Raw genomic sequence first — 18,471 nt, 5'->3', positions numbered from 1 at the left:
CAACTTGATAGGAAACTGGACAACAGTATGTTTAATAAATCAAAACATGGTTTAGCATATTTACTCACCGCAGCATTGGTTTCAGGCTGCATATCCAGTGATGTGATTGTTGAAACGTCCAGTGTATCAGGCAATAAAGTGGTTAAAGGTGAAGTGAATATCACGGAGCTGTGGAGAAACTTAGAAGCAAAGAGTAAAGATGAGTCGGACGAAGGTGAGATTCGCCTCTACGACCCATTAGTTTTAGAGTTTGGCCAACCCGCTTTCTATACTTTTGGGCCATCACTACCTTATGTGATGATAGATAAAGTACTTAGACAGGTTTATGTTATCGAGTTGCCCGAGCAAAAAGGTAAATACACTGTCGACCTTTACAGCTATGCAAATGAAAATTTTGTCTTCGAGCCAATCTATCAGTTGTTTGATGACTCTTTTATGCCGATTGGGCAGGAAATCAAGGCAAGTTGGGTTGAACGAGGCAATGACCTAACAAATTACTTTTTTACCAGTGTTTATTTAGACGATAACTACAGCAATGCTAAATATATTCTGGTTTATAACGATCCAAGTAAATTGGGTGATGAGCATTATGCTTGGGATGCCAGATATCATTATTATAAGGATAATAATACTGACTACCCTAGAGACGTTATGTTAACAGTAGCTAACTCAGAGTTAGGAGTCCTGAGTGCGCATGCTTATTAATGTTCAAGTACATTGAATTTGCTGTAATAACTTAATTAGTAAAAAACCATCAATACTTAAATCAGCGCATTACTTCAATGTCGTTGCGACGTTGAATATTGCAAAATAATAGTTGTATATATATTTTAAGGATAAATTATGACAACCAGAACTAGTTGTAACCCAAAATTGTCATTATTGCTAATTGGCGCTTCATGCGTGCTGTCAAATGCGGCATTTGCTGCTGAATTCCAACCTCATACCGCTCAAGAAGGCGAGAAATGGGTTCTAGTTGACGATTTGTCGGATGAATTCGATGGTCGTGATACATCGAAGTGGAATTTCCAACCGGAATCGTTCGGTGTTTGGACTTGGGATAAAAATAATGCTGTTGTTAAAGACGGTATTCTAACTCTAAGCGCAGTACACGAAGAGCACACACGTCGTTTCTGGGATGGTTGTAATAAGAAGCCAGTTGATGATTACCCACTGTACTTTAAGTCAGGTATGGCGAAGTCTTACGCAACGGGCGTTTACGGTTACTACGAAGCTAAGATCAAGGGTGCAGACCTTCACCCCGGCGTCTCTCCAGCATTCTGGTTGTACAGTGCCTTTGACCGCACACTAAAAGAAGACGGCGATGTACAATACTCTGAAATCGACGTTGTCGAGCTGCAGCAAGAAGAAGACAACGTATTCCAGAGTGACCACAACCTACACAACGTTATCGTAGAAGACGGCAAGCCGAAGTGGATGCGTCCTAAGCCATTCGCGCCAACTAACCAAAACATCCACTTCTTGGACTTTGATCCACGTGAAGAGTTTGCTATTTATGCTGTAAACGTTACCCCAGAGGACATCACTTGGTATGTAAACGGTGAGCAAGTGGGTTACAAGAAGAACCTTTACTGGCACCGTGATATGAACGTGGCACTGTCGCTAGGTATGCGTGGTAAGCAGTTCACTCGCTGGGATTGTAACCAATTCTACCCAGTTGACCTACAAGGCGAAACAGGTCTACCAACCAGCATGCAAGTTGAGTACGTACGTGCATGGCGTCTAGAAGACTAATTACTTGTTAAGCAGGTAGAGTCAAAAAAAGCTGGGGTCTTCCCCAGCTTTTTTTATTTACTTAATTACATATGGTGAATTTCACACTCAGTAATAGGAACGTTACTTCCAATCAATTCCCCACTTTCCGTATAACACGGTACTTCTGGTGGTGTGGTACTTTGGCTTGATTCTGATGCTAATAATGGGCTTGCAAAAGCCACAATTAGTGAAATAAATAATACTCGCATGGTCTTTGCCTCTCTTTGCTTTCTCCTCTTTGCAATTTGAATTCTAGTTGCTACCTAAATAGTTGCAAATCGCTCCTGCACTGTTAGCGTTTACACTTAAAAATTAATTTGATTATTTTCGATGTTAATATTTATTAGGCAAAATTTATGGAAATGGTTATATTTCTATATACTTTGGCTAACAAGGCAAATCCCAATATATGGGATTTATCAAAACTGAAATGGTCGGGATAATAGTTTGTGGTCTTGATAATATCTATGATTGACCAAAGTCGGAACTGCCATTCCATCTATTCTCTGTGGACAAGAAGTGCTTTCAGCTCGACGGCCCATTGAGTAACAAGTGTTAAAGTAGGCTGGCACTTGCTTAGATTGATAAGAGCTCAAATGATCACTCCTACCAGCTACAGATAAGCATTTTCTGACGTCCATTCTTTATATGCACTTAGTTTACCATTGCGTCAAAACTCTGATCAGATACGATCTACGAACAAGCATGCGATTCTGGCTCGGCTTTCATTTTGTAGGGTTAGGGTCTATGGTAAAAATCATACTATTAAGTCAATGAAAAGCTGCGATGTCGGTTGATGACACACGGGGCCAGAGGGATCATTGAACAATCAATGTCAATTTCGGCCTAAGTTCTGACCTACATCACGAAATCGGTAAAAAGTTGCTGTCAGATGACGAAAATCGTTCAATTGTATTACAATAAGACGTATATTATCGCCAATCCTTCACTCAATATTGATATAAGAGAGTTAGCATGAGCAACCAAAAATCTCTTGACGCGATCAGGAAGATGAAGCTGGAGAACGATACTTCAGCAGGTAACCTTGTAGACCTACTCCCAATCGAAGTTCAAAAGCGTGACTTTGACCTGTCTTTCCTAGATAACCTATCAGAAGCACGTCCACGTCTTCTGGTTCAATCGGCGGATCTAGAAGCGTTCAAAGCAGCGGTACGTGCAGACGAATCACACTGCATGTTCGATGACTTCTACAACAACTCTACGGTTAAGTTCCTTGAGACTGCTCCATTCGAAGAGCCTCAGCCTTACCCAGAAGAGACAGTAGGTAAAGCTTCTCTATGGCGTCCTTACTGGCGTCAAATGTACGTTGATTGCCAAATGGCACTGAACGCGACGCGTAACCTAGCAATCGCGGGTATCGTAAAAGAAGACGAAGAGCTAATTGCTAAAGCAAAAGCTTGGACTCTTAAGCTATCTACTTACGATCCAGAAGGCGTGACTTCTCGTGGCTACAACGATGAAGCAGCTTTCCGTGTTATCGCAGCAATGGCTTGGGGTTACGACTGGCTACACGCTTACTTCACTGATGAAGAGCGTCAGCAAGTTCAAGACGCACTAATCGAGCGTCTAGACGAGATCATGCACCACCTGAAAGTAACGGTTGATCTACTGAACAACCCACTGAACAGCCACGGTGTTCGTTCGATCTCTTCTGCTATCATCCCAACGTGTATCGCGCTTTACCACGATCACCCGAAAGCAGGCGAGTACATCGCATATGCACTAGAGTACTACGCAGTACACTACCCACCATGGGGCGGTGAAGACGGCGGTTGGGCTGAAGGTCCTGACTACTGGAACACGCAAACTGCGTTCCTAGGCGAAGCGTTCGACCTACTGAAAGCCTACTGTGGCGTAGACATGTTCAACAAAACATTCTACGAGAACACAGGTGACTTCCCACTTTACTGTATGCCTGTTCACTCTAAGCGCGCGAGCTTCTGTGACCAGTCATCAATCGGTGACTTCCCAGGTCTAAAACTGGCTTACAACATCAAGCACTACGCGGGTGTTAACCAGAAGCCTGAGTACGTTTGGTACTACAACCAACTTAAAGGTCGTGATACTGAAGCGCACACTAAGTTCTACAACTTCGGTTGGTGGGACTTCGGCTACGACGATCTACGCTTCAACATCCTTTGGGATGCGCCTGAAGAGCAAGCACCGTCAAACGATCCTCTGTTGAAAGTATTCCCAATCACTGGTTGGGCTGCGTTCCACAACAAGATGACTGAGCGTGATAACCACATCCACATGGTATTTAAGTGTTCACCATTTGGCTCTATCTCGCACTCACACGGCGACCAAAACGCGTTCACTCTACACGCATTTGGTGAAACGCTAGCAGCAATCACTGGCTACTACGGTGGTTTCGGTGTTGACATGCACACTAAGTGGCGTCGTCAAACGTTCTCTAAGAACCTGCCTCTATTCGGTGGCAAGGGTCAGTACGGCGAGAACAAGAACACGGGCTACGAAGGTCACCAAGATCGCTTCTGTATTGAAGCGGGCGGCCAGATCACAGACTTCGATACTGAGTCTGATGTGAAGATGGTTGAGGGTGACGCAACGGCATCTTACAAGTACTTTGTTCCTGAAATCGAGTCTTACAAGCGTAAGATTTGGTTTGTGAAGGGTAAAGTATTCGTAATGCAAGACAAGGCTGCTCTATCTGAAGAGAAAGACATGACTTGGCTAATGCACACAACATTCGCTAACGAAGTGGCTGACAAGTCATTTACTATCCGTGGCGAAGTTGCGCACCTAGACGTGAACTTCATCAATGAGTCTGCAGGCAACATCGCGTCAGTGAAGAACGTTGAAGGCTTCGGCGAAGTTGACCCATACGAGTACCAAGATCTTGAGATCCACCGTCACGTTGAAGTGGAATTCAAGCCATCGAAAGAGCACAACATCCTGACTCTACTTGTTCCTAACAAGAACGAAGGTGAGCAAGTTGCTGTATCTCATAAGCTTGTAGGTAACACTCTAGAGCTAACTGTTGACGGTGAAACCGTAACAATTGAATTGTAATGTAACAATTTCGTGCCAGTTCTGCTAGAAACGGCGCGAGAGGTTATTGCACAATATCGAAGGCTCCGAGCATATGCTCGGGGCTTTTTTTATGCCCCTTATTACTATTAGAAGCGCTGATGATCTTTTGAAAGATCATCAGGGAAGCTTATAAAACTTTTTAGGAAGTAGATGGAAAACTTATCTTATCTGGTGGCGTTCAACCACTTGTTCTTCTCTATGGTCGCGGTGGTGATCATGGTACTACTCGCGCGCACTGTTGTTGCGGGTACTAAGTACTCAGCAGTACTGATGATCGTTGTATTCGGTCTGCTAATGGGTACTCTATTTGTTGAAAGTGGCTTGGCCCAGCCAGGACTTGGCGAATTCCCCGTTATCGTCCTTTTGAGTCAAACCACTGTGATTGCTCTGATTGCCTCGTTCTTCGTTGGTGGTCAGGAGATCCGCCGTTTGCTGATGAAGCAACTGGGAAGTGTGGGTAGTTTAGTTGAGCCAGGTAAGCACGAAGTGTTTGTTGGCACCACGAGCACCCAACTGGTGTATGTTATCCGTGCATTCGTACTGCTAATGAGTATTGAGATGGTGTCAGCGCTGCTATCAGGTCGCGCCGCTGCGCATCCTCTTGGCGAGTCCTACATGGCACTGGCTTATGTCGGCATGACTATCTCGCTGATCCTTATTGATAGCAAGGCGAAGATAGCGGACAAGCGTAACTACTTGGTACGCGGCGTGCTGGAAGTGATGGCAATCATCGCCGTATTGATGATTTCTCTGCGCATCTCACAAGCGATCGCGGGTGTGATTGGTCTGCCACAAATCTTCTTTGCCATGGTGCTGTCTTCTGGTCTGGGTATGGCGATGCCAAAATGGAAGCTGGGTCCAACGATGAATGCGCTGCTGTTTGCTGGTATTCCAGTGGTTCTAACCGGCAGCTTCCTAGTGGGCGGCTCACACATGATGGAAGCGTTCAGCATTCCTGGTCTGCAAAGCGTGATCGTTTACGGCTTCGCTGGTCAAATGTTCTGGATGTTTGGTGGCCTAGCCATTCTTATCTTCCTAGCTAAAGCAAACCACGTGCGTAACCTAGCACCGGGTATGGCTGGTGGTCTTTCACACTCTGGCCTAACGGGCGCATGTACTGCAGGCGATCTTGGCGCAACGGCAGCTGCACGTGCACCGATTATGATTAACGTACCATTCCTTGGCCATATCTTCGTCTTCACTATCTTGGCAGCAAGCGCAGAGAGTGGTCAGCTACTTGTACAATGGGTACTGCCATTGGTGCTGGTGGGTCTAGGTTGTGTTTACCTTGCGACGAAGAACCTGCGCAATGCGAACGGTAATGACGAGCAAGAGATCAAGGGCCTAATGCAGTTCTCATTCGGCTGGCAGATCACGGCAGTATTCGGTAGCTTTACTATCCTGCACTTTGCCGGTATGCCGATCGAGAATGCCTCAATGGCAGCCGCTTCTGGCCTGTCACACTTCGGTCTATTTGCAGCCACGCAAGGCGGCATGTTTGGTGCCGAAGCTGCAAGCATGATCACCTTTATCTTTGCTACGCCGTTCCTAGTTCATCCACTAGTATTCGGTCTATTTGGTAAAGCTGCTGAAAACAACGGTGAGATGGCAAGCAAAGCGGTACTAGTTATCTTTGTCCTAGGTACGCTTGGGGTACTTTACTCAGCCTTCAGCGTGTAAAGACAGGTGCGAGGAGCGGGTTACACTTCGTTCCGAGTCTCGAGGAGTTCACCACGTGTGTCAAACTCCCCGAAACTCGAAGGGCGAAGCCCGTCCCCGAACCTCGCCCCTTTTTTGGTGCGGGTTACACTTCGTTCCGAGTGTCGAGGAGTTCACCACGCGTGTCAAACTCCTCGAACTTCGAACCTCGAAGGGCAAAGCCCGTACTTGCTCCTTGTTTTAAATACTGTCTAAGCCAAGTTTGTCGAGGGAATTGATGACAAAGGTTTTGTTTTCTACCCGGATAATGTCTTGATCTATCCAGCCCTGAAGTGCTTTGGTGACCGTATTGCGTGACATGCCAAGTACACTAGCGAGTTGCTCTTTGGATATTGGCAACGTATTGCGCCTTGCATAGCCCGCTAGAATTGCCAGTGTGATGCCGATTTTAAACGCGATATCTCGCTCATGGCTGAAATAGAATATCTTGGTCGCGCACTGCATTTTTTCACTCATGATCGAGTAGATCAGCTCAGAGAACTCCTCAGATTCACGCTTGAGTTTGCTCATATCAGCAAAATCGATTAATAGCGCATAACCTGGCTCACTGGCCTCAAGGCGACCTCGAGGAAACAACGTGTGGTAGGGAAGGTCTTCGTACATTGCGTTCCCCGCTGCAGCAATGCCTACCGCTCGGTCCACTCCAGACTCATTGGTCAGAAAGTTAATCGCAAAGCCTTCAAGCACAAACAGGCATCCATTGGGTGGGCTGTTTTGATGGGTAATCACTTGATTCAGTGCCATCGATTTTAATTGCCCTACGGCGTACATCTTTTCTGCTAATGGCTGACTGACACCAAAAGCATTGATGAGTTTGTTAATGACTTGCAGTTGGTTTTGAGGGAGAGAAGGGCGCAATGTTTTATCCATCAAGCTAAAATTTTCGCGGTCAATATTAGTATAGAAGCACACGCTTTTCAGTCTAAAAATAACTAAATGAGAGGTCGGTTTGACGCCTTGACGATTAATCGAAACTGATCTGTCCGTCATGCACTTCTGGTGCTGATTATGCGAATCAAATCAACAACACTGCTAACGTTTCCCCTTCGGATACGCTCGGTGGCTTCAGACCCTTTTGGCAGTAACTCTTTGTCTGTCTCTGTGAAGCTAGTGATCAAAATACTATAAAAGAAACAGTGTTATGAAAAGAAAAGCAATCAGCATGCTTGTATCGATGGCACTTCCGTTTGTCGCTCATGCGGCGGATACGGAATACTCTCCATATGTCGATGCAGACTACCCAATGAACGTCTACTTTGGTGATACGCATATCCACACCATCATGTCAGCCGATACTGGCCTTGCAGGTGGCACTATCTCTCCTGAAGAGACCTATCGTGTTGCACGCGGTGAGGTGGCAACAGGTCAAAGTGGTCACAAGTTCCGCCTTATTCGCCCACTTGATTTTGTCGTGATCGCTGACCATGCAGAGAACTTGGGTATTGCCGAGTTTATGCGCACGGGTGACCCGATCATTTTGGAAAATGAAGTCGGCAAGCGTTGGTACGATATGAACCAAGAAGGTCGCGGTTATGAGGCGTACATTGAGTGGCTACGTGATGACAACGACCAAATCAACGAACCAGAAATGGCACGCAAAGCTTGGCAGTACATGATTGATGCTGCTGAGGAATACAATGAGCCGGGTAAATTTACTGCATTCCACGGTTTTGAGTGGACCTCAATGCCTCAAGGTCGCAATATGCACCGCGTGGTGATCTTCCGTGATGGCGAAGATAAAGCCAGCCAAGTTCTGCCGTTTAGTGCTTTTGACTCAGAAGATCCAGAGGCACTGTGGGAGTACCTAGCAGACTATGAAGAGAAGACCGGTGGCAGCGTAATGGCTATCCCGCACAACGGTAACTTGTCTAACGGTCTGATGTTCAGCCCAACTGACTTTGAGGGTGAGCCTCTATCGCGCGAGTATGCCGAAATGCGTATGCGTTTTGAGAAGTTGGTGGAAGTAACTCAGATGAAAGGCGATGGCGAAACCCACCCATTCCTTTCTCCAGATGATGAGTTTGCAGACTTCGAAACCATCGATGCAAGTGAAATGAAAGGCATTGTGGCGAAAGAAGACTGGATGTTGGCACAAGAATACGCTCGCTCTGCGCTGAAAATGGGTCTTGAGATTGAACAAGAGATCGGTGCTAACCCGTTCAAGTTCGGTATGATCGGCTCGACTGATACCCACAACGGCTTCCCAAGTAGCCGTCAGGAAAACTTCTTCCACAAAGGTGTTTTCTGGGAGCCTGGCATGCCACAACGTAAAGATGGCATGCTAGTTCAGGGTGTTAATGAAGAGCTGAGCATGTTCTCAAAAGACATGGCAGCAGCAGGTCTTGCGGCGGTTTGGGCTGAAGAGAACACCCGTGAAGCAATCTTTGACGCCATGGCGCGTAAAGAGACTTACGCAACCACAGGTACGCGTCTAAAAGTGCGCGTATTCGCTGGCTGGGATTTCGCAGCGGATGACATCTATACACCAAACCTAGCTGACATCGGTTACCGTAACGGTGTGCCTATGGGCGGTGATCTGACTCAAGCTCCTGAAGGCAAAGCTCCGAACTTCTTGATCCAAGCGATCCGTGACCAAGAGGGTGCTAACCTTGACCGTATCCAGGTAATCAAGGGCTGGGTAGACGCAGAAGGTCAAAGCCATGAGCGCATCTTTGATGTTGCGACCTCTGGCGATCGTCAGGCGGATGAAACTGGCCGCGTGAAAGAAGCGGTTGGCAGCACGGTTGATGTAAAAACAGCAACCTACAACAACAGCATCGGTGCACCTCAGCTAATGGCGCATTGGCAAGATCCTGAGTTCGATCCAGCACTTAACGCGTTCTACTACGTGCGCGTCCTAGAGATCCCACAGCCACGCTGGCACGTGTACGATGACGTGAAGTACGGTGCAGGTCTTCACGACGACATGCCAACCGAAACGCAAGAACGTGCTTACACTTCACCGATTTGGTATAGCCCGAGTAAGTAATCCTATTACTTTGGTACAAGTGAAGGGGCGCATCGCGTCCCTTTATTTTTAGATTCGAGAAGCGAGACCGCTGCGCTGCGAGAGGCGAGGGGTGATCGCGGTAACTCCTCGATTCTCGCCTCTCGATTCTCGATTCTTTTCTGTCCCCGCCCCTCGAAACTGTTTTTTATAGTGCGCACTCGTAGTGCTGAACTCCGTGCTTGTGCGGTGTAAATTCCCCGCCATTATTCGATAGCTGACCGGGTCTCGATGAGATGGCTGGGTTGGTTGCACTGTTGTAATGGTTTTTATGAGCGTTCTCTATGCCAACCGATAAAAAACGGGTATTCCGTCAGGTGCTTACAGAGCCTTTGATGGTTTTTGTCCTCCTCTCCTGCTGTCTGTATGGGCTCTATATTCGCGTCTCTGAGCCTATATCGGGTGACAATGCAGTGGTGACCGTTTCTTCACACCACATGACACAGCTTATTGATAGTTTTGAGCGTACTTGGTCACGCTCTGCCTCGGAAAAAGAGATTGAAGCCTTGGTCGAGGGATATGTGCGTGATGAGATCATGTATCGAGAGGCGGTAGCAATGGGTCTTGACCAAGATGATGCCGAGATCAGGCGTCATCTGTTGAGTAAGATGGAACGTTATGCCGCTGATATGGTCTCGAGTATCTCGGTTACCGACCAAGAACTTGCAGCTTATCTGCGTGATAATCCACAGCAGTATCAAACTCCTGAACGTTATACTCTCGAACAGCTGTTCTTTAACCACAGACAAAGCGCGAGAGCAGTCTTAGCGCGGCTTGCTGATAGCGACGACCCTATTTTCAGTGCGAATGCACAGCAGTTGGCGAGAGTCAGTGATGCCAGTATGTTGGCACCTAGCTGCCGACAGTGCTCTTTGCAGCAGTTGAGCTGGGAGTATGGCGAGCAGTTCGCCGATCAACTGGACGATATCCCACTAGGGCAGTGGGTTGGTCCGATTCAATCTGTGATGGGCTACCACTTGGTCTTGGTCCACCAACACGAGCAAGCACAGCAACCTGAGCTCGATACGGTTCGAGCCCAAGTCGAGCGCGATTTTCGTTACCACCATCGCCGTCAGATGCTCGATGGCTTAATAGAGCAGCTAGCTCAGCAGTATCGTGTCGCTATTTCAGATTATACCTGGACGCCGCCGCAAGAGTTGAATCGAGCGATGCAAAGCCAAACCACAGAGGACAGCCTTGATGAATAAGCTAATACGCGCAACTATTGCCTTGCTGATAATGATCAGTAGTGCGGTTGTGGCCGATGATTATCGCCCAGCTTATATCGAGATGAATCAAGTTAGCGAGAGTGAGTTTGATTTGATTTGGAAGGTGCCCGCGGTTGGTGAGGACCTGCGTCTTAGCCTCCATCTTGATTTTCCATCCGATGTCACGCTTGAAGAGCCAATCTATATGCTGATGGGCGGTGCCCATATCGAGCGTCGCCGAGTGACACGTGAGCAGAGTTGGGTTGGCGCTGAGGTCAGAGTGCTCGGGCTTGACCGAACCAATAAAGATGTGCTGGCCCGAGTCGAGTGGCTTGATGGCAGCTCTGAAACCGCGCGGATGAACTCCGCCAATACCAGCTTTGCTATCCAGGGAGCGCCAAGTTTTATCAATGTGCTGCAAACCTACCTGTTGTTTGGGGTTGAGCACATTCTTGAGGGCTTTGACCACCTGTTGTTTATTGCCTGTTTGGTGTTTATTGCGGGCGATATGCGCCGTATCTTGATCACGATTACTGGCTTTACATTAGCTCACTCGGTGACGTTGGCCCTTGCCGCGCTGCAAGTGGTGCGCTTGCCTCTGCCACCCACTGAGGCCATTGTCGCACTGTCGATTGCCTTCCTCGCGCGCGAGATCATCAAACCCGAGCGCGACACTATCACCTGGCGCTATCCCATCGCCATCTCGAGCGCATTTGGTCTGTTGCACGGCTTTGGTTTTGCTGCGGCGTTGACTGAAGTAGGTCTGCCATCGAATGAAATACCGACCGCTCTGATTGCTTTCAATATCGGGGTTGAGATCGGTCAGGTGGCGTTTGTATTAGTTTACCTTGGTGTGGTGCGCCTGATGTCAATCAAGCATGCGGGCTTTGAGGCCAATACCTTCAGTCTATTGCGTCGCTACCAAGTGCCAATGGCTTATGTGATCGCAGTGGTCAGTCTGTACTGGACCCTCGAGCGAATCAGTTACTTTTGGATCTAAGGTGAATGGCGATGATGAAAATATTAACCAAAGAACCACTCATCCCAGCGCTGCTTGCGGCGGCAGGTTTATTCTGGGGCTCGCAACTGCTCGATGGTCAGAGTCAGGGTAGTCGCTTTATTCAAGTCCAAGAGGGGCAGATTCATGCGTTGGTGGTGGAGTTCGAGCGTCGTCATAAGAGGCTACCATCGGATGGAGAGTATCGAGCACTACTCGATAGCTTTGTGCGCAGTGAGATCATGTATCGCAGCGCGATAGAGCTTGGCTTGGATCAAGACGATAATGTCGTGAAACGCCACTTGCGTCAAAAGCTGGAATTTATCACCGGTGGGTTTGCGGATGTCGAGCCGCCGAGCCTTGTAACCCTGCAGGCGTTCGTTGAGGACAATCACCAAGAGTTTACTCAGCCAGACCTATTTACGTTTGAACAGGTGTTTCTTGACCCAAGACGGCGCAATGACATTAGCGGTGATGCTGCAGATTTATTAGCTGAGCTGAACTCCAGCGATAATGCTCAAAGTATCAGAGGCGATCGAAGCACCCTCAAACGCCGCTTTAATGATATCACTGCCTTAGAAGTGGAACGCTTGTTTGGCGTGCAGGCGATGCGTGCCGTGGAGCGGGCAGAGCAGGGGTTGTGGCTTGGGCCGGTGCGCTCGCCATTGGGCTATCACCTGCTTTATATCGATCACGTTCGCCAGGGACAGTTGATTGATGTCGAGCAGCATCACGCTTATGTCCTTGAGCGATGGGATGCACACCTTACGACGCAAACTAATGAGGCGAATTATCAAGATTATCGCCAAAAGTACACCGTGGTGATTGAGGATACCCCGAGGCGCCACGATGCGAATTAATCGTCAAGCCCTGAACTTTGTTATTTATTTTGCTCTGAGTATAGGCGTGTTTTGCTCCCCTCTGCCTAAGGCGCTAGCGTGCAGCACGTTGGAAAGCGATTTTCGCCAGCCAAATGGTATTGCCGTGGTTAAGATGCGTATCGATCGCGCGGTCAAACACAAGATCATTCAGCTCGATGAGCAACAACTCGAACGACTAGATATTGCCCTCTGGCTGTTTCGTCAGCGTCTAGAGGCCGTAGCGAGTGCTCAAGATGGGGTGTACTACCTGTTTGATATTTATGGCTCACACTTTACTTACTTGGCGATTGATGGTGGTCAATTGGACATTGGTGAGCACCGCTTTCCACCCTTGGGCCACCCAGGTGTTGTGATCGCTGATGTGCGTGTGCTGCTTGCTTTGGTAGAGGGCCAACTCTCATTCCCCGAGGTTGAGGAGATGGGGCTCATGCCAATTGATATCCAAGATTCTGTATTGCATTCACTACTTAGCCAGGCTTTCCCTGGCCACTGAACGGTCTGATTATTAACGAAGGAATTTGTCATGAAGTTGATGGCATTGCTAGCATTACTGTTTTCGGCTAATGCAATGGCGCACTACGCCGATCCAACCGGTGGCTCGGTCGCCGGTTTCATCCACCTTTTCACGGGTTGGGATCACTTTTTAGCCATGGTTGCGGTTGGTATTTTGTCCAGTCGCTACGGTGACGCTCTAATGTGGAAGGTACCCGCTGCGTTTATCGTTTCTGTCTTGGTAGGGATGCATTTTGGTCTTAATGCCTATCATGTACCGTATGTGACACTTGCGATGGGCGTGTCTTTGGTAATGCTTGGTCTTTTGATCACCAGACCGATTGAGCCCAACGTATGGATCATGGTTGCTGGAGTGTTGTTCTTTGGTATCTTTCATGGTTATGAGCATGGCGTGGAGATGCTTGGCATCGCCAATGTCCAGGGCTTTAAAAAGGGCTTCTTCTTTGGCTCAGTGGTGATCCACTTTATCGGTGTGATGGTAGGCTTAGTGCCTGAGCGATTTGCCCTTTATCACAAAAGCTTGCGTACCTCTGGGTATGTATGTTGCCTGCTTGGTCTTGGTGTTGTGGCAGGTGTGATGTGACCCCGACCAAGACTATTCGTTGGCTGCGCCGCAGTGCTGAGGCACTGTTGTTTGTGTTGGCGGTCAATCTTGTGTTGGACTTTGACCCCGTTGATAAGCAGCGTACACTCTCTATCGGTGCACCGTTCGAGTTTACCAGCCAAGACTTATCACGCCACGGCTATGTGTTTTCTAAAATGCAGGTGGTTGAGTCATTGATCAGTGTCGCGCCAGATGGCGTTATGTTGCCTGCCCTAGCCACTGACTGGCAAGCGGATGAAACCGGTCTACGCTGGCGTTTCAAACTGCGTGATAATGTCTTTTTTCATGATGGCAGTGTGATGGATGTCGATGCAGTGGTTGAGAGTTTGCGCCAAGCTTCATCCAAGCCAGGACCTATGTCGTTAGTGCCACTTGATGAGATCCTTGCGGTTGATGATCAGGTAGAGATCACCCTTCACCAGCGTTATCGCCCGCTGCTTTCCGTGCTTGCTCACTATAGTACTGGGATTGTTAAATCCGCGGATAACCTCGATGGGGCGAGCATCTCTCTTATCGGTACTGGCGCGTATCGATTGACCTCTTTCCAGCCGCCGCACAAGCTCGATACCCAGCGTTTTGAGCAGTACTGGGGACAGAAAGCGAGCATCGAGAGGGCGCGGTATCTGACCGGACACCGAGCTGAGAGCCGTGCGCTGCAAGCCAAGGCGTTTGATGCAGACCTTATCTATACGTTAGACCCCGCCAGCCAAGCGCTGCTAAGTGATGCGCAGGGTCTGTCTCTACACGCTGAGCCACTGCCTAGAACCATCTTGATCAAGCTAAATAATCAGCACCCGATACTAGGCCATCACGATATTCGACGCGCCATTAGCCTGGCGATTGATCGACAAAATCTGGCGGATTACGTGGTGCGAGCCCCAGGCTCAGAGGCGTATCAGTTGTTTTCATCCGCACTCAAGGGTTGGCATTTACCCAATCATGCCCACCAAGGACGTGATCTCGATAAAGCACGTCAATTGCTAGCACAGCAGGGGTGGCAAACCGGTGATGATGGCGTGTTAGTACGTGACGGCGAGCGTTTTCGAACTCGGATCGTCACCTACGCTGATCGCCCTGAGCTGACAGTGATCGCCACCGCGATCCAGGCGCAGCTTAGTGAAATTGGTATTGAGCTGAATGTCGAGGTGGTCAACTCTGGCGCTATCCCGGCCGCGCATCACGATGGTACGTTGGAAATGGCGCTGGTGGCGCGCAATATGGGCTGGTTGTTTGATCCCTTGTCCTTGATGCTCGAAGACAACGCCAGTCATCATGGCTCCGACTGGGGGCACATGAATTGGTCTTCACCAGAGCTATCGGCGTTACTCGAGCAGATGACGCAGGCGATTGACGATGAAAGCTACTATCAAATGGCATCTGAGGTGGCGATGTTGCTTGCCGAGCAAATGCCGCAGATCCCAGTGCTGTTTAGCACCCAGTATATCTCGGTTAATCAGCGCGTCTCTAGCTTTCGTTTCGATCCGTTCGAGACCAACTATTACCTGAATCAGATGAGTTTCTTAAGTCATGATTGATATTTTACGTCGGCGCTTGCTGCAAGCGGTGTTTGTCGCCTTTGCCATCGGCACCTTGACCTTTATTTTGATGAACTTGCTGCCGGGTGACATCGCCTATCGCATTGCAGCAGGGCGTTACGGCTATGATGCGGTCAACTTAGCGGCAGCTGAGCAGGTGCGCACCGAGCTGATGCTTGATTTACCGCTTTGGCAGCAGTATCTCAACTGGTTTTGGGATTTGATCCGTTTTGATCTCGGCCACTCGCTGGTCAGCGGTCTGCCCGTGAGCGAAGAAATTGCCCACCAGTTAGGTCACTCACTAGAGCTCGCGCTTTACGCCATCGCCCTGTCGATGCTGATTGCGCTGCCGATTGGCGTTTATTGTGGCAGACGCAGTAACAGTGTTGCTGACCGAACATCATTGTTTATCTCTGCGTTTATTCGTGCCCAGCCGGTGTTTGTCGTCGGTCTTATTCTTGTGTTGGTGTTTGCCGAGCGGCTAGGGTGGTTTCCTATTGCTGGATTTGGCGGCAGTCAATACTTGATCTTACCGGCAACGGCACTCGCACTCGCAATGGCTGCTCTATCAAGCCGGATCATCCGCAACCATACCCGCACGGTGTGGCACTCGCGCTATGTTCAATTTGCGCGCCTGAAAGGCTTAAGTGACAAGCAGGTGTTTGAACATCATGCGCAACCCAATATCGCTCTGCCCACATTGGCTTTTGTTGGCGTGCAGGCTGTGAGCTTGATAGAAGGGATAGTCATGATCGAATCTCTGTTCTCTTGGCCGGGGATTGGCCACGCCCTCGCTCATGCCATTTTTGGTCGCGATATCCCGATGATCCAAGGCACTGCTCTGATGATGGGCTTGATCTTTGTCGCCATCAACACCCTAGTGGATGTGCTCGGCTACCTGCTTGACCCAAGGCAGCGTGTGGAGGTAAATCATGCTGCGTGATAACAAACCGAAAACCTACTGGCTGGGTTGGGGATTGCTTGCAAGCTTGCTGGTACTGGTGCTGGTGGAACGGCTAATCTATGGTTATGACTTTGCTGAGCAAGCGCTTAGTCAGGCGTTTGATTTGCCATCACTGGCTCATCCGCTCGGCTTGGACCACTTTGGTCGAGATAACCTAGCGCGCCTTTCGCAGGCGATTCAAGTCTCGTTGCTGATGAGCATTGCCAGTGTGATCACCTCTGCGATCCTCGGCACTTTAGCGGGCGTCGCTGCCGCTTGGTATCGTGGCTGGGTTGATCGTGCGCTGTCTTTCGTCGTTAATATGCTGATGGCGCTGCCTGGCTTGATTTTAGTGTTACTGTTTGGCGCGCTGGTACCGGGCTCTTTTGTCATCCTTTACTTGGCGATCTCGCTGATTTTATGGATAGATTACTTTCGTATGTCACGCGCTGTGACCCTATCGCTGGTCAACTCACCTGAGATGGAGGCATCGCGCCTATATGGCTTTGGCAATCGCTATCTGTTTCGTCGTCACTTGTGGCCCAAACTGCTCCCGGATCTGTTGACGCTGGCTTGCTTTGGCGCGGGGAACGCGATTTTAGCACTTGCCTCAATTGGTTTTGTCTATGTTGGTTTGCGTCCACCTCAAGCTGAGCTAGGCCTGATGATGGTCGAGCTGTTCCCTTACTATAGTGATGCGGTGTGGGTTCTAGCACAACCAGTGCTGGCGGTATTCCTGCTGATCCTAAGTTTTAATCTGATTGCCACGGGATTTGATCAACATGAGCAAGACTAAGCTATTATCAGCTGCAATGATTGAGGTGTCTAACCTGTCCATTTATGCTGGCGACCGATGTTTGGTCGATAACCTGTCTTTGACAATCGAGCAGGGTAAGCCGGTGACGATTTTGGGTGAGACAGGCTCGGGTAAAAGTCTACTTGCCAATGCGATTGTCGGTATCTTGCCAAGTAACCTGACCCAGTCGGGCACGATCATGCTGTTTGGGCAGGATCAATCCGGCCTATCCACGGCGCAAATCCAGACCTTGTGGGGCAGCGATATTGCAGTTCTGCCCCAAGAGCCTTGGCATGCGCTGAATCCGATCATGTCAGCGGGTGAGCAGTGTATCGAAGTTGGCGAGTTAGTGCTGGGCGAGTCATCTGACAGAGCGCAGAAATCGGGCTCTCAACGTTTGGGTGCACTTGGGCTTGCCGATGACATGGGCAAAATTCCTCTGCAGCTATCAGGCGGAATGGCGCAACGAGTGGCGTTTTGCGCGGCGACCTATGCTGGCGCGAAACTGGTGATTGCGGACGAGCCAACTAAAGGGCTTGATAGCGCACGCGGTACGCAGATTGCCGAGCAGTTGAAGCATAAAGCGACCGAGGGCGGCCTACTGACCATCACTCACGATGTCGCACTGGCACAAGAGCTTGGCGGCTTTGTTATTGTTATGCGCCAGGGGCAAGTCCAAGAGCAAGGTTTGGCAGACCAGGTTTTGAGTGCCCCTCAATCTGACTATGCCAAAGCGCTGATAGAAGCCAGCCGTGCACAATATTGTCCACCATCGCTTCGTCCTGATGCTGAGGTGGTGGTAAGTGCGAAGGCGCTAGCTAAATCACGCGGTGGCCGTTCACTCTTTAGCGACCTTAATTTGTCCATTGCCTCTGGTGAAGTGGTGGGCTTGTGTGGCGAGAGTGGCTGTGGGAAAAGTACCTTAGGGGATATCCTACTTAAACTGCAACCAGCCGATCAGGGTGAGATCATTTACTCGGCGAATCTTGGTCCTTGCCAGGCGCTCAAACTGTACCAAGACCCGCCAGCCGCCTTTGCCAATCATGTGCCGCTGGGTGAATTGATCAACGACTTAATTAAGCTGCACGAGCTTGATCACGACCGATTGCTAGAGTTCATGGCTAGGCTTGGACTCGATTCAAGCTTACTGCAGCGTCCAGCAACCAAGGTCTCCGGTGGTGAGTTACAACGCTTTGCTCTGCTCAGAGCCATGCTAATGAAGCCGAAATTACTGATTGCTGATGAGCCGACATCACGCCTTGACCCTATCACCAGTAAGTCGATCAACAACTTGATCTTTGAACTGGCGGCTGAGCAAGGCTATGCGGTGCTGTTGATCAGCCATGACAAGCGGATGCTGCAGCAGCGCTGTCATCGTGTGCTCAAGCTTGGTAAAGACAATTGAAGTGACTGGTGA

Annotated in this window: 15 protein-coding genes; 14 read left to right on the top strand and 1 reads right to left on the bottom strand. The window is 49.1% G+C overall.

Annotated elements, in window-relative coordinates; translation table 11 throughout:
* Positions 1-27: 27 nt before the first annotated feature.
* From ACSTTG_RS10035 to ACSTTG_RS10020, 4 genes are all read left to right on the top strand, one after another.
* Positions 28-705: a hypothetical protein gene (locus ACSTTG_RS10035; protein WP_438474705.1), complete on the top strand. Its 678-nt coding sequence runs from the start codon at positions 28-30 to the stop codon at positions 703-705.
* Positions 706-843: 138 nt separating this feature from the next.
* Positions 844-1,755, top strand: a complete 912-nt coding sequence (locus ACSTTG_RS10030) for a family 16 glycosylhydrolase (RefSeq protein ID WP_438474704.1) — start codon at positions 844-846, stop codon at positions 1,753-1,755.
* A gap of 996 nt (positions 1,756-2,751) precedes the next feature.
* Positions 2,752-4,830 (top strand): DUF4962 domain-containing protein, encoded by a 2,079-nt coding sequence (locus tag ACSTTG_RS10025; RefSeq protein WP_438474703.1) that lies wholly within the window; start codon positions 2,752-2,754, stop codon positions 4,828-4,830.
* Between the two features lie 171 nt (positions 4,831-5,001).
* Positions 5,002-6,531 carry a hypothetical protein gene (locus tag ACSTTG_RS10020; protein WP_438474701.1) on the top strand — a complete coding sequence of 510 codons (1,530 nt, stop codon included), beginning with the start codon at positions 5,002-5,004 and terminating at the stop codon, positions 6,529-6,531.
* A 219-nt stretch (positions 6,532-6,750) separates the two neighbouring features.
* Here ACSTTG_RS10020 and ACSTTG_RS10015 read toward each other — a convergent pair whose 3' ends face one another.
* Positions 6,751-7,428, bottom strand: coding sequence for a Crp/Fnr family transcriptional regulator (locus ACSTTG_RS10015; protein ID WP_438474700.1), 678 nt, complete (start codon positions 7,426-7,428; stop codon positions 6,751-6,753).
* A gap of 283 nt (positions 7,429-7,711) precedes the next feature.
* On the opposite strand from ACSTTG_RS10015, the gene ACSTTG_RS10010 reads away from it, so the two are divergent.
* The 10 genes from ACSTTG_RS10010 to ACSTTG_RS09965 all read left to right on the top strand — a co-directional run bounded on the left by ACSTTG_RS10010 (position 7,712) and on the right by ACSTTG_RS09965 (position 18,459).
* Positions 7,712-9,559, top strand: a complete 1,848-nt coding sequence (locus ACSTTG_RS10010; protein WP_438474699.1) for a DUF3604 domain-containing protein — start codon at positions 7,712-7,714, stop codon at positions 9,557-9,559.
* Positions 9,560-9,861: 302 nt separating this feature from the next.
* Positions 9,862-10,785: a peptidyl-prolyl cis-trans isomerase gene (locus ACSTTG_RS10005; RefSeq protein WP_438474698.1), complete on the top strand. Its 924-nt coding sequence runs from the start codon at positions 9,862-9,864 to the stop codon at positions 10,783-10,785.
* Positions 10,778-11,785: a HupE/UreJ family protein gene (locus ACSTTG_RS10000; protein WP_438474697.1), complete on the top strand. Its 1,008-nt coding sequence runs from the start codon at positions 10,778-10,780 to the stop codon at positions 11,783-11,785. Before ACSTTG_RS10005 ends, ACSTTG_RS10000 begins: the two co-directional genes overlap by 8 nt.
* 11 nt (positions 11,786-11,796) lie before the next feature.
* Positions 11,797-12,642, top strand: coding sequence for a peptidyl-prolyl cis-trans isomerase (locus ACSTTG_RS09995; protein ID WP_438474696.1), 846 nt, complete (start codon positions 11,797-11,799; stop codon positions 12,640-12,642).
* Positions 12,632-13,156, top strand: a complete 525-nt coding sequence (locus ACSTTG_RS09990) for a hypothetical protein (protein WP_438474695.1) — start codon at positions 12,632-12,634, stop codon at positions 13,154-13,156. The genes ACSTTG_RS09995 and ACSTTG_RS09990 overlap by 11 nt, the downstream gene beginning before the upstream one ends.
* 30 nt (positions 13,157-13,186) lie before the next feature.
* Positions 13,187-13,759 (top strand): HupE/UreJ family protein, encoded by a 573-nt coding sequence (locus ACSTTG_RS09985; protein WP_438458543.1) that lies wholly within the window; start codon positions 13,187-13,189, stop codon positions 13,757-13,759.
* A complete protein-coding gene (locus ACSTTG_RS09980; protein ID WP_438474694.1) occupies positions 13,756-15,315 on the top strand; it encodes an ABC transporter substrate-binding protein in 1,560 nt (519 codons plus the stop codon). Before ACSTTG_RS09985 ends, ACSTTG_RS09980 begins: the two co-directional genes overlap by 4 nt.
* The gene (locus ACSTTG_RS09975) at positions 15,308-16,258 is read left to right on the top strand and encodes an ABC transporter permease (RefSeq protein WP_438474693.1); all 951 of its coding nucleotides are present in this window, start codon (positions 15,308-15,310) and stop codon (positions 16,256-16,258) included. Before ACSTTG_RS09980 ends, ACSTTG_RS09975 begins: the two co-directional genes overlap by 8 nt.
* Positions 16,251-17,054 (top strand): ABC transporter permease, encoded by an 804-nt coding sequence (locus tag ACSTTG_RS09970; RefSeq protein ID WP_438474799.1) that lies wholly within the window; start codon positions 16,251-16,253, stop codon positions 17,052-17,054. The genes ACSTTG_RS09975 and ACSTTG_RS09970 overlap by 8 nt, the downstream gene beginning before the upstream one ends.
* A complete protein-coding gene (locus tag ACSTTG_RS09965) occupies positions 17,041-18,459 on the top strand; it encodes an ABC transporter ATP-binding protein (protein ID WP_438474692.1) in 1,419 nt (472 codons plus the stop codon). The genes ACSTTG_RS09970 and ACSTTG_RS09965 overlap by 14 nt, the downstream gene beginning before the upstream one ends.
* Positions 18,460-18,471 lie beyond the last annotated feature (12 nt).

The sequence above is a fragment of the Vibrio glycogenivorans genome (assembly GCF_051660965.1).
In the GTDB taxonomy this organism is placed as follows: domain Bacteria; phylum Pseudomonadota; class Gammaproteobacteria; order Enterobacterales; family Vibrionaceae; genus Vibrio.
Note: the sequence above shows the minus strand (reverse complement) of the source record. Positions and strands in the feature narration are given on the sequence as shown.

Bases quoted from the DNA above. Each gene is read 5' to 3' on its own strand.
- ACSTTG_RS10035 (WP_438474705.1), top strand. From the start codon at position 28: ATGTTTAATAAATCAAAACATGGTTTAGCATATTTACTCACCGCAGCA.
- ACSTTG_RS10030 (WP_438474704.1), top strand. From the start codon at position 844: ATGACAACCAGAACTAGTTGTAACCCAAAATTGTCATTATTGCTAATT.
- ACSTTG_RS10025 (WP_438474703.1), top strand. From the start codon at position 2,752: ATGAGCAACCAAAAATCTCTTGACGCGATCAGGAAGATGAAGCTGGAG.
- ACSTTG_RS10020 (WP_438474701.1), top strand. From the start codon at position 5,002: ATGGAAAACTTATCTTATCTGGTGGCGTTCAACCACTTGTTCTTCTCT.
- ACSTTG_RS10010 (WP_438474699.1), top strand. From the start codon at position 7,712: ATGAAAAGAAAAGCAATCAGCATGCTTGTATCGATGGCACTTCCGTTT.
- ACSTTG_RS10005 (WP_438474698.1), top strand. From the start codon at position 9,862: ATGCCAACCGATAAAAAACGGGTATTCCGTCAGGTGCTTACAGAGCCT.
- ACSTTG_RS10000 (WP_438474697.1), top strand. From the start codon at position 10,778: ATGAATAAGCTAATACGCGCAACTATTGCCTTGCTGATAATGATCAGT.
- ACSTTG_RS09995 (WP_438474696.1), top strand. From the start codon at position 11,797: ATGATGAAAATATTAACCAAAGAACCACTCATCCCAGCGCTGCTTGCG.
- ACSTTG_RS09990 (WP_438474695.1), top strand. From the start codon at position 12,632: ATGCGAATTAATCGTCAAGCCCTGAACTTTGTTATTTATTTTGCTCTG.
- ACSTTG_RS09985 (WP_438458543.1), top strand. From the start codon at position 13,187: ATGAAGTTGATGGCATTGCTAGCATTACTGTTTTCGGCTAATGCAATG.
- ACSTTG_RS09975 (WP_438474693.1), top strand. From the start codon at position 15,308: ATGATTGATATTTTACGTCGGCGCTTGCTGCAAGCGGTGTTTGTCGCC.
- ACSTTG_RS09965 (WP_438474692.1), top strand. From the start codon at position 17,041: ATGAGCAAGACTAAGCTATTATCAGCTGCAATGATTGAGGTGTCTAAC.